Consider the following 15227-nt stretch of genomic DNA (forward strand, 5'->3'; position numbering starts at 1 on the left):
CTGCGCCGCCCCGGACCACCGGGCGGCGCAGCGCGGCGGCATACGGTGCCCTCGTGCTGATCCGCGAGATGACGGCGCAGGACGTGCCGGCGTTCCTGCCCACCTTCCATGCCGTGGTCGACGACGGCGAGACGTACGCGTACCCGGAGGGCCTCGACGAGGACGCTGTCCGGGCGGTCTGGCTCGAGCAGCCTCCCGGCCGGACCGTGGTCGCGGTGGACGACGACGGCACCCTTCTCGGCAGCGCGAAGATGGGCCCCAACCGGCCGGGCCGCGGCTCGCACGTCGGGACGGCGAGCTTCATGGTGGCCGAGGCCGCCCGCGGTCGCGGGGTGGGACGGGCGCTCGCGCAGGAGGTGCTGGCCTGGCACCGGCGCGAGGGCTACGCGGGCATCCAGTTCAACGCGGTGGTCGAGACGAACACGGCGGCCGTGCGGCTGTGGCACGACCTCGGGTTCGAGGTGCTCACGACCGTCCCAGGAGCCTTCGAATCCAGGCGGCACGGCCGCGTCGGGCTGCACGTGATGTACCTGCCGCTGGGCTGACAGCGGCCGCCGCGGCAGCCGTCCGGCGCGCCTGCTCGGCCCGTTCCTCCCGCAGGCGCCGCCACTGGCCCACCATGTCCTCGACGTCGACGGTGGGCGCCAGCAGCGGCGGCACCGGGCCCACCGCCGGGCGCAGCCGGTCCAGCTTCACCCGCCGGTTGAAGTCCTCGAGCACGGCCCGCACCGACTCCTCGGTGCGCAGGTCCAGCAGCGACTCGGGGTAGGTCTGCCGCTCCTTGCGCAGGGCGATCGCGGGCGGCATCGCGCCGGTCATGTCCAGCTGCTCGCGCTGGACCAGCCCCTTGACCCACCAGTCCGGGTCGTCGACGTCGGAGGCCCCGATTCCGCGCAGCGGCTTCCCGGCGCCGGGCAGGTTGTCGAACTCGCCGCGCTCCTGCGCCTCGCGGATCGCGCGCTCCACCGGCGACTCCCAGGGGTCCACCTCCCGACCCTAACCCGCGGCGTAGGGTCGCCCGGGTGCGGATCGTCTCCCTGCTGCCCTCCACGACCGAGATCCTCTTCGCGATCGGCGCGGGCGACGACGTCGTCGGCGTGACGTTCGAGTGCGACACCCCGGCGCAGGCCCGCGAGCGCCGGATCGTGTCGACGACGGCCATCCCCGAGGGGCTGTCGTCGAGCGGGATCGACGCGTTCGTGACGCGGGCGATGGCCGCGGGCGAGGACCTCTACCACCTCGACGCGGGCGCCCTGGCCGACCTCGACGCCGACCTCGTCGTGACCCAGGACCTGTGCGCCGTCTGCGCCGTCGACGTCTCGAAGGTGGACGACGCCCTCGCCCACCTCGGCTGCACCGCGGAGGTCCTCACCATCGACCCGCACAGCCTCGAGGAGGTGCTGGGCTCGGTCCTCACCCTCGGCAGCGCGACCGGCCGCGAGGACGAGTCCGCCCGCCTCGTGGCCGGCCTGCGCGAGCGCCTGTATGCCGTGGAGCGCCGCGTGCGGGACCGTCCCCGCCCGCGGGCGCTGGTGCTCGAGTGGACCGACCCGCCGTTCGCCCCCGGCCACTGGGTGCCGGAGATGGTGGAGGCCGCCGGCGGCGTCAGCGCGCTCGGCTCGGCCCGTGAGAAGTCCGTCCGCGTGACGTGGGACGACGTGCGCGAGAGCGCGCCCGAGGTCGTCGTGTGCGCCCCGTGCGGCTACGACCTGGAGGGGTCCACGGCCCTCGCCCGCGCGGCCCTCGACACCGGCGAGCTGCCGGACGGCATACCGGTGTGGGCGGTGGACGCGAACGCGTCGTTCGCCCGCCCCGGGCCCCGGCTCGTCGACGGGGTCGAGGCGCTCGCGGCGGTCATGCACCCGGACGCGGCGAAGCCGCCGCGCCCGGACATGGCGCGGCGGCTGCGGTAGCCGCGTCAGCTGCGGCAGAAGCGAGAGCTGCTGCTGGTCTGGCTCAGTCGACGAGCGCGATGAGCAGGTCGGCGCGGGTCAGCACGCCGACCGGCTTGCCGTCCTCGACGACCATGATCGCGTCGTGCTTCTCGAGCTCGGCCCGGGCGGCGGAGACCGGCTCGCCGGCGCCGACGAGCGGCAGGGACTGCTCCATGTGCTTCTCGACCGGGTCGGTGAGGTGGGCGGTGCCGTTGAACAGCGCCTCCAGGAGCGCCCGCTCGCTCACCGAGCCTGCGACCTCACCGGCCATGACGGGGGGCTCGGCCTTGACGACGGGCATCTGCGACACGGAGTACTCGTGCAGGATCTCGATGGCGTCGCGCACGGTCTCGGTCGGGTGCGTGTGGACCAGGGCGGGCAGGTCGCCGGCCTTCTTGTGCAGGACCTCGCCGACCGTGGTCTCGGACTGGGAGTGCATGAAGCCGTAGGAGCTCATCCACTCGTCGTTGAAGATCTTGCTCATGTAGCCGCGGCCGCTGTCGGGCAGCAGCACGACGACGACGGCATCGGCCGGCAGGTCCTTGGCGGCGCGCAGGGCAGCCACGACGGCCATGCCGCACGAGCCGCCGACGAGCAGGCCCTCCTCCTTGGCCAGGCGCCGGGTCATGGCGAAGGAGTCGGCGTCGCTGACGGCGATGACCTCGTCGACGACCTCGGGGTCGTAGGCGCTCGGCCAGAAGTCCTCGCCGACGCCCTCGACGAGGTAGGGACGGCCGGAGCCGCCGGAGTAGACCGAGCCCTCGGGGTCGGCGCCGATGATGCGGACGCGGCCGCCCTCACGGTCCGCCGAGACGTCACGCAGGTAGCGGCCGGTGCCGGTGATGGTGCCGCCGGTGCCGACGCCCGCGACGAAGTGCGTGACCGTCCCGTCGGTGTCGGCCCAGATCTCCGGGCCGGTCGACTCGTAGTGCGAGGCCGGGCCGTTCGGGTTGGCGTACTGGTTGGGCTTCCAGGCGCCGTCGATCTCCTTCACCAGCCGGTCGGAGACCGAGTAGTAGGAGTCGGGGTGGTCGGGGGCGACCGCGGTCGGGCAGACGACGACCTCGGCGCCGTACGCCTTGAGCACGTCGCGCTTGTCCTGGCTCACCTTGTCGGGGCAGACGAACACGCACTTGTAGCCGCGACGCTGCGCGACCAGGGCCAGGCCCACACCGGTGTTGCCCGAGGTCGGCTCGACGATGGTGCCACCGGGCTTGAGCTCCCCGGACTCCTCCGCGGCCTCGACCATCTTCAGGGCGATGCGGTCCTTCACCGACCCGCCCGGGTTGAGGTACTCCACCTTGGCGAGGACCGTCGCTGCGATCCCCTCCGTGACGGTGTTGAGCTTGACGAGGGGCGTGTTCCCGACGAGGTCGGCGATGTGCTCTGCGTACTTCACCCGGTCATCCTCTCAGATGCTGGACAGCGCATCCGGCCGCCCGCCCCGGGACTCCGCCGCAGGGCGGAGGTGCAGACCCGGTCACGGGTGCACCATGCGGAGAAGGGGGTAGGGGGTGGAAACAAGGATGACGACCTCGACCGTTAGCGTCAGTGGAAGAGTCGACGAGAGGGGTGTGCCGATGGGCCGGGCTCGACGCGCACGCAGGATCGCCGCGACCGCCGCCTACGGTGGCGGTGGGCTGGCGGCCGGGATCGGTGCGCTGGGCGCGCTCGGCTACGGCGTGCTCAAGGTCGAGGCCATGATGGCGCGCCGCATCGTCGGCCAGCCGTTCGACGGCGCGCCCGACGACAACGGCGTCTACGGCGCCGGCACCGGGGACCCCGTCGACCTCGTGGTGCTCGGCGACAGCTCCGCCGCGGGCATGGGCTGCGACCACCCGCACGAGACCGTCGGCGCGATCATCGGCAACGGCGTCAGCGCCCTGACCGGCCGGCCGGTGCGCCTCACCAACACCGCGGTGGTCGGCGCCGAGTCCGCCGACCTCGAGCTGCAGCTCGCCAACGCCCTCGACGTGGTCCCCCGGCCCGACGTCGCGGTCATCATGGTCGGCGCCAACGACGTCACCCACCGGATCGACCGGGCCGTGGCGGTCCGCCACCTCGAACAGGTGGTGCGGGCCCTGCGCGAGCTGGGCACCGAGGTCGTCGTCGGCACCTGCCCGGACCTCGGCACCATCCAGCCGATCCCGCAGCCCCTGCGCCTGCTCGGCCGCCGGTTCTCCCGCGACCTCGCGGCCGCCCAGACCGTCGCCGTCGTCGAGGCGGGCGGGCGCACGGTGTCCCTGGGTGACCTGCTCGGGCCGGAGTTCGCCGAGAGCCCGCACGAGATGTTCAGCGCGGACCGCTTCCACCCCTCCCCGGCGGGGTACGCGCGGGCTGCGGCCGCGCTGCTGCCCAGCGTCTGCGCCGCCCTGGGCGTGTGGCCGGACGGCTCCGGCCAGCCCCGCACCCCGGACTCGCGCCGCGGCGAGGGCGTGGGCCCGGTCGCGGTGGCCGCCAAGTATGCCGTCATGGACCCCGGCACCGAGGTCAGCGCGACCGACGTCGGCGGCCAGAGCCGCGGACCGCGCGGCCGCTGGGCGATGCTGCTGCGTCGCCCGCGCGGTGGCTCGCCGTCGACGCGCAGCGTCGATGCGATGGCCGAGGCGACCGCGACGACGGGCGACCCGAGCGACGCGACCCCTGTGGGGGCCACGGACGCGGGCACCCGGGCTGGGGACACATCCCCGGCCGGTTCGGGCGAGAGCAAGCCCACATCCCCCGGACCGGCTCCACGGCATACCATCGACACGGACTAAGCGGCCGCTTATCGCGCGGCCCTCGACGAGGAGGAACCCCCGTGACCGAAGCCGTCATCGTCTCCACCGCCCGCACGCCCATCGGGCGCGCGTTCAAGGGCTCGCTCAAGGAGATGCGGCCCGACGACCTGTCCGTGCAGGTGATCCGGGCCGCGCTGGACAAGGTGCCGGGCCTGGACCCCGCCCTCGTCGAGGACCTCTACTGGGGCTGCGCCGAGCCGTCCGGCCGCCACGGCTCCAACATGGCGCGGGTCATCGCCGTGCTCGCCGGCCACGACCACCTGCCCGGCGCGACCGTGAACCGGTTCTGCGCCTCGTCCGTGCAGACGACCCGCATGGCCTACCACGCGATCAAGGCCGGCGAGGGTGACGTCTTCATCAGCGGCGGCGTCGAGTGCGTGTCGCAGTACACGAACTGGGCCGGGGCCGGCGGCTCCGCCGGCGACGACCAGAACCCGATCTTCGCCGACGCGCAGGCGCGCTCGGAGCAGATCGCGAAGAGCAACGAGACCTGGACCGACCCGCGCGAGCAGGGGCTCCTCCCGGACGTCTACCTCTCGATGGGGCAGACCGCGGAGAACGTCGCCACCCTGCGCGGCATCTCCCGCCAGCGGATGGACGAGTGGGGCGTCACGAGCCAGAACCGCGCCGAGAAGGCCATCGCCGACGGCTTCTTCGAGCGCGAGATCGCCCCGGTGACGCTGCCGGACGGCACGGTCGTGAGCAAGGACGACGGCCCGCGCGCCGGCGTCACCCTCGAGGCCGTCTCGCAGCTGCAGCCGGTGTTCCGCGAGCAGGGCACCATCACGGCGGGCAACTGCTGCCCGCTCAACGACGGCGCCGCCGCGGTCGTGGTCATGAGCGACACCAAGGCCAAGGAGCTCGGCCTCACGCCGCTGGCCCGCGTCGTCGCGACCGGCGTATCCGGCCTCTCCCCCGAGATCATGGGCCTCGGGCCGGTGGAGGCGTCGAAGCAGGCGCTGGCCCGCGCCGGCATGACCATCGGCGACATGGACCTGTACGAGATCAACGAGGCGTTCGCGGCCCAGGTGCTGCCCAGCGCCGACGACCTCGGCATGGACCTCGACAAGCTCAACGTGCACGGCGGCGCCATCGCGCTCGGCCACCCGTTCGGCTCGACCGGCGCGCGCATCACGACGACCCTGCTCAACGGGCTCGAGGCGCGCGACGGCCAGTTCGGCCTCGAGACGATGTGCGTCGGCGGCGGCCAGGGCATGGCGATCATCTACGAGCGCCTGAGCTGACCCGCCGGGGGCGCGCCCCGTCCGGGGCGCGCCTCAGCCCAGCGTGCGGCGGAGGTCGGCCAGGCGGCTGTCCAGCCCCTCGCCCCTCCCTGCCGCACAGGCGTCGAACACCAGGACGGTGAGCTGGTCGAGCAGGACCGCCGGGCCGAGGTCGGGCACGGTCGCGCCGGGACGGTCGGCCGCGGCGAGGTCGTCGACGAGGGCCCGCACCGCGGGGACGCGAGCGAGCGCGTGGTCCAGCGGCAGCTCACGCCACCGCCGGGCCACGCGCTCGAGCTCGGTCGACACCTCCTGGGGCACCGGTGAGGTCGGTGTCACGGAGTGCGCCGTCCCCGGGATCAGTTGCTGCGCATGCGGCCCAGGAGCCGCAGGATCTCGAGGTACAGCCAGACCAGCGTGACGACGAGGCCGTGGGCGAGCAGCCACGAGTACTTCTGGGGCGCGCCGGCGGCGACGGCCCGGTCGATCGAGTCGAAGTCGACCGCGAGCATCAGCGAGGCCAGCCCGATCGCGAAGATCGAGATGCCGAAGCCGAGCATGCCCGTGCCGCCGAGGCCGAACGGGTGGTTCCCGATCCAGGCGTAGAGGAAGTTGAAGAGGGCGAAGATCGCGTAGCCCATGACCGCGAAGGTCACGACGCGGCGGAACTTCTCCGTCACCTTGACGACACCGGTCTTGTAGGCGACGAGCATCCCCGCGAACACCGCGAGCGTCCCCATGACGGCCTGCGGCACGATGCCCTGGAGCGCTCCTTGGCCCTGCTGGAGGGGGAAGGCGTCGTGGTACACGTTGCTGATGACGCCGACGAAGACGCCCTCGGCCACGGCGTAGAGCAGGATCAGGGGGACGCTGATCGTCTTCTTGAAGGCGATCACCAGACCCAGGACCAGCGTCACGGCGATACCGCCGAGGAGCCCGACCATCTGCATCTGGACGGGCAGGTTCCACCCGACGAAGGCGAACACGAGCAGGATCGCGAAGAGGCTCGCCGTCTTCATGATGACGTCGTCGATCGTGACGCGGCCGGTCTGGACCGGGCCCGCGGACGGGCCGTTGTAGAGGTCCTCGAGCTGTCGCTGCGACATCGCGTCGTTCGCGCCCCAGCTCGTCGTCGGCTGCTGCGGGGCACGGCCGAATCCGGCGTACCCGCGGCGGGACTCCTTGTCGATCCGGTCGAACACCGGGTTGCTGGCCATCGTTCGTCTCCTCGGGAGGCTGGTGGCGGCCCTGCGGTCGGCCGCCTGCTGCCCAGACTACGTGCGGCACCCCGTGCGCAGTTCCCGTGACGGCAGGTCCGGAACCGGACACGTCCACCTTTGTGCGTATTTTCCCTGATGCTCCCGGCCGACCCGGTGGCTGCGACCCCGGCACATACTCGTGCGCAACCGGGGCCACTCGAGGGGAGCACTGCCATGGTCGGACCGAGCTCAGGCGACCCGAGCACGCGGTGGCGCACCGCCGCCCTCGTGCTCGGCGGCCTCCTGGCCCTCCTCGGGCCGTACGTGATCCTCACCCGCGCCACCCCCTCGGACGCACAGGACACCGCCGCCCACAGCGTCATCACGACCTCGAACGGCGTGGCGAGGCTGACCGCCTCGCCGGCGCCCACCTCCTCGTCCAGGACGGCCGGGCCGACCTCGACCCCCTCGACCGGCGGCGGGGACGTCGCGGGAGCCGACCAGGTCGGGACGGACGTGTCCCCCGGCTCGCCGCTCGGGCAGGCCATGGCGACCTGTCGCCTGGCGTCCCTCCGCGTGGCGGCCTCCATGGGCGCGGCCGACGTGTCCCTCCAGCAGTTCGACAAGCACATCGACGCGATGAACCTGCTCGTCGCGGGCAAGATCAGCCTCGCGGTGGCCACGCAGTTCTGGGACCAGACGCGGGTGGGGGCGGCCCAGAACGCCGCGGAGTACCGGCGCACGCAGGGATCCACGCGGGACAGCCGCTCCCAGTGCCAGGCGCTGGACCCGGACGTGGCCGCGTCGCTGCCCTACGGGCCGGTGAACCAGCTCAACCAGTGCGTCACCTACGTGGGGCGCGCCTCCACCGCCCTCACCCGGGCCGACGCGGCGGTCACCACCTGGCAGCACCACATCCACGACATGGAGATGCTGCGGATGGGGGACATCACGCCCGCGCAGGCGACCTCGATGTGGCGCCGGAACTGGCACACCGGCCAGCGCCAGCTCGCGGCCTTCGAGGCGGCGCAGACGCAGGCGCGTGCGGTGCACTGCCCCCTCGACTGACCGCCTCCGGCCCCCCGACCGGACCTTCCCCGACGGGGACCGGGCCGCGCGGGTCGAGGTGCCGTTTGTGCCCCCGACGGGAGTCGAACCCGCACCCGGAGCGATTTTAAGTCGCCTGCCTCTGCCAGTTGGGCCACGGGGGCGCGCCCAGTATGCCGGGGGCCGTGGCTCAGGCGGACGCGGCCGCCCTGCGTGCCGCGCGCTCGTTGAGCCGGCGGTGACCGGTGGCCTGCACCTGGATCATCCCGCGGGCCACCGGCGGCAGGTAGCGCAGCGTGCGCCACGTCAGGTGGGCGAGGAACCCGACGGGGATGACGGCCTTGTTCGCAGCGAGGCCGTCGACCGCCCTGCGCGCCACGACCTCGGGGGTCAGGAACGACGGCTGCATGAGGCGCACGCGGGCGCGGACGCTGTCGCCCCCGAAGCTCGGCGGCGCGGCATACACCTCGTCGAGCAGCGGGGTGTCGACGAAGCCCGGGCACAGCACGCTCACCCGCACCCCCTGGCTGGCGGCCTCGACGCGCAGCGCCGTCGAGAGGCCGACCACGGCGTGCTTGGTCGTCGTGTACGGCAGCATCGCCGGCGCCGGGATGAGGCCGGCGAGCGAGGCCGTGTTGAGGATGGAGCCGTGCCCCTGCCGGCGCAGGTGCGGGTATGCCGCGGTGACGCCGTGGATGACGCCGCGCAGGTTCACGTCGAGGGCCTTGGCCCAGTGCCGCTCGTCGAGCTCCTCGAGCAGGCCCCCGATCGCGACACCGGCGTTGTTGACCATGACGTCGAGCCGGCCCCGCTCCGCCACGACGCGGTCGACGAGGGCCCTGACGGCGTCGGCGTCGGCCACGTCGAGCGTCGCCGGGGTCGCCGCGGGCCCTAGGCGCGTGGCCGCGGCCTGCGCCTTGGCGGGGTCGATGTCGGCGACGACCACCGAGCTGCCGCGGGCCACGAGCTCGGCGGCGATCGCCAGGCCGATGCCGGACCCGCCACCGGTGACGATCGAGACCTGCGGGGTGAAGTCACTGCGCGAGAACACGGTCGGCCTCCGAGGCGGTCGGGGTGGTCAGGGGCTGGAAGTCCTCGTCGCGGCGGCGCCGGGTGCGCCACCAGTACGAGATCGTGGAGCCGGGCCAGAGCGTCGCGTTCCTGCCGTGCTCGTCGAGGTACCAGCTGTGGCAGCCGGTCGTCCACACCGTGTGCTGCGAACGCCGGTCCACCTCGCGGCGGAACGCCTCCTGCGCCGCGGGCGTGGTGACGGCAGGGCCCTGCACCCGGGCGCGGGCCAGCGAGTCGAGGACGTAGCGGGTGGCGAGCTCGATCATGAGCACGACCGAGTTGTGGCCGAGGCCGGTGTTGGGCCCGAGCAGCACGTACAGCTCGGGGAAGCCTGCCACCGTGACGCCGAGGTTGGTGCGCATCCCGTCGGCCCAGGCCTGGGTGAGGGTGCGGCCGCCGAGTCCGCGGATGTCGATCCGCTCGTAGCTGCCGCGGATGTCGAACCCCGTGCCGAGGACGATGGCGTCGACCTCGTGGCGCGAGCCGTCCGCCGCGACGACCGCACCGTCCTCGACGGCGGCGATGGCAGACGTCACGAGCGAGACGTCGGGGCGGTTGAAGGTGGGCCAGTAGTCGCTCGAGAGCAGGATGCGCTTGCAGCCGATGCGGTAGCGCGGCGTGAGCTGCTCACGGACCTGCGGGTCGTCGACGGCCCTGTGCAGCTCACGCAGGGCCAGACGCTCGACGAGCCGGGCGATGGCCGGGAACCGCACGAACAGGGGCGCGCGGGCCTCGAGCTCCCAGTAGGTGCGCCACCGGACTGCGCGCTGCAGGGCCGGGTAGCGCCGGAAGAGCCGCTGGCGCCGCGGGCTCCACGGGCGGTCCTTCTTCGGCATGGTCCACGCCGGGGTGCGCTGGAACACGGTCGTGTGCGCGGCCCTCGGGGCCAGCTCGGGCAGGAGCTGCACCGAGCTCGCGCCGGTGCCCACCAGCGCGACGCGCCTGCCGTCGAGGCCGTCCTGCTCGGGCCAGTCGGCCGTGTGCAGCACCGGCCCGGAGAAGGTGTCGAGCCCGGGCACGTCGGGAACGCGTGGCTCGTGCAGCGCACCCACGCCGAGGACCAGCGCGTCGGCCGTCCACTGCCGTCCGTCGGCGGCGGTGAGGTGCCAGCGGCGCCCCTGCTCGTCCCACTCGGCCGCGCGCAGGTCGGCGCCGAAGACGGTGCGCTCGCGCACGGCATACCGGTCGGCGACGTCGCGCAGGTAGGCCCAGATCTCGCCGGCCGTGGCGTAGTCGCGCGACCACGTGGGGTTCTGCTCGAAGGAGAAGGAGTACAGGCGCGAGGGCACGTCGCACGCGCACCCTGGGTACCGGTTGTCGCGCCAGGTGCCGCCGACCTCGGCGGCCTTCTCCAGGACGACGTAGTCGTGCTCGCCGCGCTGGGCGAGCCGGATCGCCATGCCGAGGCCGGAGAACCCGGTGCCCACGATCGCCACGGAGTGGTGGGGGACGGACATGCGGCAAAACTTACCATGGGTAAGTTGTGGGCGGGAGGCCCTAGGATCGCCGGGTGAGCACCGCCCCCCGGGACCGCCCGACCCGTCGCCGGATGCCGCGCGCCGAGCGCGAGGCGCAGATCCTCGTGGTCGCCGAGCAGGTCTTCGCCGAGCGCGGGTACTCGGCCACGACCATGGAGGACGTCGCCGAGCGCGTGGGTGTCACCAAGCCGCTCATCTACGAGTACTTCGGGTCCAAGGAGGGCCTGCTCTCCGCCTGCATCGTCAGGGCGCGCACGCAGCTGCGCGCGGTGACCGAGGCCGCCTGGGAGGCTGCCGGGCCCGGCGCCGAGCTCGTGGACGTGTTCCGGGCGGGGGTGCTCGCGTTCTTCGAGTTCATCGACGAGCACGCCAACGCCTTCGTCCTCATCCAGCAGGAGGGCGCGATGGCCTCGCAGGCGAGCCCCCTCATCGAGAGCATCCGCGAGCAGCAGTCCGAGGCCATCGCCCGCACCCTCGCGTCCGCGCCCGGGCTCGACGCGGTGCCGCTCGAGCTCCTGCAGGGGTATGCCGAGGTGGTCGTCGGCGCGTGCGAGCGGGTTGCCGTGTGGCGGGCCCGGCGACCCGGCACGACTGCGGCGGAGGCGACGGAGCTGGTGGTCTCGGCGCTGTGGGGCGGCCTGGCGTCGCTGCAGCCCGACGCGGTCTGAGGGCGCCCGAGGTCAGCGCTGGTCGACGGTGCTGCCGCGGAGCATCGGGCCCGCGAGCAGGGTGGTGATCGCCGACGGCGAGGCTGCCTGCGGCTGCAGGAGGGCCGTCACGAGCTGCTGCTCCTGCAGCGTCCCCGCGAGCCCGGCGTCCGGGTCCGGGATCGCCGCCCCCGCGGCACCCGCGAACATCTGCGGCAGCGCGGAGTAGGACGGGTCCGAGCTGTAGCCGCCGACGTTGGACGTGCCGTCGTCGAACTTCTTGCCCGGGACGGGGTACTGCTGGCTCGTCGGGTGCCCGAACCGGTCGTGCGGGCTCGGCAGCAGGTTGCAGGCCGCGGGGCGGTGCTCGCCCCAGCGCGGCTCCTCCCCCGGCCGGTACCCCGGTCGCTGGGAGGAGCTGAGCTCGACGGTGATGTGGAACCGCTGGTCGCGGAACGCGTCGTCGATGCGCGGCTGCCAGGCGACCAGCGCCTGGGTGAAGCAGGGGTACTGCGGTGAGTACTTCGCGAACAGCTCCATGGTCGGCCGACCGACCTGCCCGACGCGGATGATGCGGTCACCGTTCGCGTCCAGGAAGTCAGCCGTCGTGTTGGCGAAGCCGGCCGTCCCGGCCAGGAAGCCCGCCAGCTGGTCCTTCTTCGTCACGATCGTCGTGTTCGTCGTGATCAGGTTCGTCGCCGCGCGCACCAGGTCCGGCGCGGCCACGGCATACGTGCTCGCCAGGTCCGCCAGCCCGCTGATGTCCGCCTTGATCACCGGCATCTTCGGGTTCAGAGCCTTGAAGTAGTCGTCCACCAGCACAAGGTTCTGGCCCAGCCGCGTCCCCCTGCCCTCCAGCGCCGACGCCAGCGCGTTCAGGGTCGTCGCCAGCTTGTCGGGACGCACCGTCCGCAGCAGCGGCAGCAGGTCGTCGAACACCTTCTCCAGCTCGATCGCCACGCTCGTGCGGTCCTGCTGGATCGTGTCCCCGGACTCGAGGTGGCGCCCAGAGGGGTGATCGGGGGGCACGAGGTCGACGAACCGCTCGCCGAACAGCGTCTTGGGCAGCAGCCGTGCGGAGACGTCGGCCGGGATCAGGTCGACCGTCGAGGGGTCGAGGGCGAGCACCAGGCGCGCGCCTCTGCCTGTGGTCGAGATGCCTCGCACCTCTCCGACGATCAGGCCGCGCAGCTTGACGTCGGCGGAGGTCTGCAGCTGCGAGCCGATGCGGTCGGTGAGCAGCGTGACGTCGACCGACCGGGTGAAGACCTTGGCGTAGGCGGCGACGCACAGGGCCATGAGGAGGCCCACCACGAGGAGGAAGGCCGCGCCGTACGCCCGGTCGCTCAGCCGGGCGATCCAGCCTCGGGCCGGGCCGATGGGCGACGTCGGGGTGGTCGGCAGCACGGCGGCATCGAGGGCTCCCGGGTCGGCTGCCCGGTCGTCCTGCGGCGGTCGCACGCGTCCGTCGACCGTCCTCACCACCCCTCGTCGCGTGATGTGCGTCACCGGGCCAACGAGGGGGCGGCCCGCGGGGTTACGGCCGGTCAGCTCCGGCGCGCTTCCGAAGTCCCGGACTTCGGGGCTCAGACCCCAATGAAGCCCCGAAGTCCCAGACTTCGGCACTCAGACAGGGGTGAAGCCCCGAAGTCCCAGACTTCGGGCGTCAGGCGTGGGGCGTCAGGCGGTGCGGTCGGCGACCGACAGCGCGATGCCGTCGAGGATGTCGTGCTCGGAGGTCACGACCCGGGTGACGCCGCGTGCAGCGAGCCGGGAGACGACCTCGCGCCAGATCAGCGCCCCGCCGCCGATGACGTCGACCCGGCCGGGGTGCATGAAGCCGAGCTCGGCGCGCTGGGCCCGCGTGCGGTGCAGCAGGTCCTCGCACGAGGCGACGACCTCGTCGGGGGTGAGGGTCGACAGGTGGATCCGGGTGGGGTCGTACTCGGGCAGGTGCAGGGCGTTCGCCGTGATCGTCGTGACGCTGCCGGCGAGGCCGACGAGCGAGGCGACGCCGTCGAGGCCGACGACCTCCTCGGCCAGGTCGAGGGCCGCGCGGACGTCGCGCACCGCGGCCTCGACCTGCTCGGGCGTGGGCGGGTCCGAGACGAGGTGGCGCTCGGTCATGCGCACGCAGCCGATGTCGACGGAGCGGGCCGACTCCACCCGGTCGGTGCCGCGGACGAGCTCGGTCGAGCCGCCGCCGAGGTCGACGACGAGGTAGGGCCCGGGGATGCCGTGGGCGCGCAGGTCGCCCGTCGCGCCACGGAAGGACAGCGCGGCCTCCTCGTCACCGGAGACCACCTCGGGGGCGACATCGTAGTCGCCGAAGGCGTCACGCACCCCGGCCACGAACTCGCCCGCGTTCGAGGCGTCCCGGGAGGCGGAGGTGGCCACGAACCGCACCTGCTCGGCGCCCAGCACGCGGCACTGGCCGGCATACGTGCTCGCCATGGCCAGCGTGCGGGCCATCGCCTGCGGGTCGATCGAGCCGGTGCGGTCGACGCCGTAGCCCAGGCGCACGACCTCCATCCGGCGCAGCACGTCGGTGAGCTCGCCCGTGGCGGGGTCGACGTCGGCGACCAGCAGGCGGATCGAGTTGGTGCCGCAGTCGACGGCCCCGACGCGGGTCACGCGTCCGCCGCCGGCTGGTCGGGCACGCAGGAGCCGTCGGCCCACCACTCGCCCAGCATCGCCAGCGCCTCGTCACCGAGCGGGTTGACGCCCGGGCCGACGGCGAGGGAGTGCGCCACGAGGACGTGCAGGCACTTGACGCGGGTCGGCATGCCGCCGGCGGAGATGCCCTCGATCTCGGCGACCGAGCCGAGCGCCGCGCGGCGGGCGAGGTAGTCGTCGTGGGCCGCGGCGTACGCGGCGGCGAGCTCCTCGTCCGTGCCGAGGCGCTCGGTCATCTCGCGCATGACCCCCTGGCTCTCCAGCGTGGAGATGGCGCCGGTCAGCTTGGGACAGGTGGCGTAGAAGGTCGTCGGGAACGGCGTGCCGTCGGGCAGCCTGGGCTCGGTGGTGAGCACGTCAGGACGGCCGCAGGGGCAGCGGTGGGCGACGGCGACGACGCCGCGCGGCACGCGACCGAGCTGGGCGTCTACGGCCTCGAGGTCCGCCGCGGTCGGCTGATCGGTCACTTCCCGGGAGCCGTCGTCTCGCGCGGCCCGGCGTCGGCCGCCCGGACCGACTCCCACAGCTGGCCGTACCACGGGTGGTCGCTCGCCCCGGCCGGCGCCTTCGCGACGCCGGGCTCGGACTGGGCGGCCGGCTTGCCGTCGATCACGGTGTACGACTTCTCCCCGACCTTGACGAACTTGAGCCGCTCCCGCGCCTGCTGCATGACGTAGGCGTTGTCGTTCCAGCGCGCCTGCTCCTTCTGGAGCCCGATGACGTCGTCGCGCTGGCTGGCCACCTGGCCGCGCAGCGCGTCGATCTCCCCCTGCTGGCGCAGGTAGGAGCGCAGGGTCGGCACGAGGGTCACGGCGAGCAGCACGAGGATCGAGGCGAGCACGACCACGCGCATGACGCCGCGGGCGGCCTTGCGCTCCTGCGAGACCTGGACGGACGTCGCCCTGCGCAGGGCGCCCGACGCAGTGGCGCGCGAGCGCCCGGGCCCGGCGCCCGGCCGGGCGGAGATGCCCCGGGCGGCCGCACCGCGAGCAGCCGACGGGCGCGGGGTTGACCCGCGCGGCGACGCCCCTCGCGGGGAGGACCCGCGGGGCGAGGCAGGCCGGCCCGACGCGCCGCCCGGCGACGCCGGGGTGCGGCGTGCCGGACGCCCGCGGCCGGCGCTGCCGTGCCCGGTGCCCGCCATGTCGAGCCCTCCCTCGTCCCCTCGGTGG

Annotated in this window: 16 protein-coding genes and 1 tRNA gene; 6 read left to right on the forward strand and 11 right to left on the reverse strand. The window is 73.4% G+C overall.

The annotated features are described in order from the left end of the window. Positions 1-53: 53 nt before the first annotated feature. On the forward strand, positions 54-545 hold the full coding sequence (locus J2X64_RS04655) for a GNAT family N-acetyltransferase (protein WP_310150315.1): 492 nt from the start codon (positions 54-56) through the stop codon (positions 543-545). On the opposite strand, the gene J2X64_RS04660 is transcribed toward J2X64_RS04655, so the two are convergent. Continuing rightward, positions 466-987, reverse strand: coding sequence for a DUF1992 domain-containing protein (locus tag J2X64_RS04660; protein ID WP_310150318.1), 522 nt, complete (start codon positions 985-987; stop codon positions 466-468). The two genes, J2X64_RS04655 and J2X64_RS04660, sit on opposite strands and share 80 nt — an antisense overlap. A gap of 35 nt (positions 988-1022) precedes the next feature. Here J2X64_RS04660 and J2X64_RS04665 point away from each other — a divergent pair, with 35 nt between their 5' ends. After that, a complete protein-coding gene (locus J2X64_RS04665) occupies positions 1023-1913 on the forward strand; it encodes an ABC transporter substrate-binding protein (RefSeq protein WP_310150321.1) in 891 nt (296 codons plus the stop codon). Positions 1914-1956: 43 nt separating this feature from the next. Here J2X64_RS04665 and J2X64_RS04670 read toward each other — a convergent pair whose 3' ends face one another. Further along, positions 1957-3333 (reverse strand): cystathionine beta-synthase, encoded by a 1377-nt coding sequence (locus J2X64_RS04670; RefSeq protein WP_310150325.1) that lies wholly within the window; start codon positions 3331-3333, stop codon positions 1957-1959. 181 nt (positions 3334-3514) lie between these two features. Here J2X64_RS04670 and J2X64_RS04675 point away from each other — a divergent pair, with 181 nt between their 5' ends. Both J2X64_RS04675 and J2X64_RS04680 read left to right on the forward strand, forming a co-directional pair. Beyond that, entirely contained in the window at positions 3515-4693 is a 1179-nt protein-coding gene (locus J2X64_RS04675; RefSeq protein ID WP_310150328.1) for an SGNH/GDSL hydrolase family protein, read from the forward strand. Between the two features lie 41 nt (positions 4694-4734). Further along, positions 4735-5958: an acetyl-CoA C-acetyltransferase gene (locus J2X64_RS04680; protein ID WP_310150331.1), complete on the forward strand. Its 1224-nt coding sequence runs from the start codon at positions 4735-4737 to the stop codon at positions 5956-5958. 33 nt (positions 5959-5991) lie between these two features. On the opposite strand, the gene J2X64_RS04685 is transcribed toward J2X64_RS04680, so the two are convergent. Continuing rightward, positions 5992-6276, reverse strand: coding sequence for a hypothetical protein (locus tag J2X64_RS04685; protein ID WP_310150334.1), 285 nt, complete (start codon positions 6274-6276; stop codon positions 5992-5994). Positions 6277-6296: 20 nt separating this feature from the next. Next, the gene (locus tag J2X64_RS04690; RefSeq protein WP_310150336.1) at positions 6297-7154 is read right to left on the reverse strand and encodes a Bax inhibitor-1/YccA family protein; all 858 of its coding nucleotides are present in this window, start codon (positions 7152-7154) and stop codon (positions 6297-6299) included. A 216-nt stretch (positions 7155-7370) separates the two neighbouring features. On the opposite strand from J2X64_RS04690, the gene J2X64_RS04695 reads away from it, so the two are divergent. Next, a complete protein-coding gene (locus J2X64_RS04695) occupies positions 7371-8204 on the forward strand; it encodes a hypothetical protein (protein WP_310150339.1) in 834 nt (277 codons plus the stop codon). A 68-nt stretch (positions 8205-8272) separates the two neighbouring features. Here J2X64_RS04695 and J2X64_RS04700 read toward each other — a convergent pair. From J2X64_RS04700 to J2X64_RS04710, 3 genes are all read right to left on the reverse strand, one after another. After that, positions 8273-8347 (reverse strand) — tRNA-Leu (locus J2X64_RS04700). Positions 8348-8373: 26 nt separating this feature from the next. After that, positions 8374-9234: an SDR family oxidoreductase gene (locus J2X64_RS04705; protein WP_310150342.1), complete on the reverse strand. Its 861-nt coding sequence runs from the start codon at positions 9232-9234 to the stop codon at positions 8374-8376. Then, positions 9218-10711, reverse strand: coding sequence for an NAD(P)/FAD-dependent oxidoreductase (locus tag J2X64_RS04710; RefSeq protein ID WP_310150345.1), 1494 nt, complete (start codon positions 10709-10711; stop codon positions 9218-9220). The genes J2X64_RS04705 and J2X64_RS04710 overlap by 17 nt, the downstream gene beginning before the upstream one ends. Before the next feature lie 53 nt (positions 10712-10764). On the opposite strand from J2X64_RS04710, the gene J2X64_RS04715 reads away from it, so the two are divergent. Then, complete coding sequence (locus J2X64_RS04715; RefSeq protein WP_310150347.1) at positions 10765-11400, forward strand: TetR/AcrR family transcriptional regulator; 636 nt, start codon at positions 10765-10767, stop codon at positions 11398-11400. Between the two features lie 12 nt (positions 11401-11412). On the opposite strand, the gene J2X64_RS04720 is transcribed toward J2X64_RS04715, so the two are convergent. The 4 genes from J2X64_RS04720 to J2X64_RS04735 form a co-directional block, all read right to left on the reverse strand. Next, on the reverse strand, positions 11413-12861 hold the full coding sequence (locus tag J2X64_RS04720) for an MCE family protein (protein WP_310150350.1): 1449 nt from the start codon (positions 12859-12861) through the stop codon (positions 11413-11415). A gap of 198 nt (positions 12862-13059) precedes the next feature. Continuing rightward, positions 13060-14013: a Ppx/GppA phosphatase family protein gene (locus J2X64_RS04725; RefSeq protein ID WP_310150353.1), complete on the reverse strand. Its 954-nt coding sequence runs from the start codon at positions 14011-14013 to the stop codon at positions 13060-13062. Then, positions 14010-14522 carry a DUF501 domain-containing protein gene (locus tag J2X64_RS04730; protein WP_310150356.1) on the reverse strand — a complete coding sequence of 171 codons (513 nt, stop codon included), beginning with the start codon at positions 14520-14522 and terminating at the stop codon, positions 14010-14012. The genes J2X64_RS04725 and J2X64_RS04730 overlap by 4 nt, the downstream gene beginning before the upstream one ends. Beyond that, a complete protein-coding gene (locus J2X64_RS04735) occupies positions 14519-15199 on the reverse strand; it encodes a septum formation initiator family protein (RefSeq protein ID WP_310150359.1) in 681 nt (226 codons plus the stop codon). Before J2X64_RS04735 ends, J2X64_RS04730 begins: the two co-directional genes overlap by 4 nt. Between the last annotated feature and the right edge of the window lie 28 nt (positions 15200-15227).

Origin of the sequence: Phycicoccus sp. 3266 (assembly GCF_031456495.1) — a bacterium.
Lineage (GTDB): Bacteria > Actinomycetota > Actinomycetes > Actinomycetales > Dermatophilaceae > Pedococcus.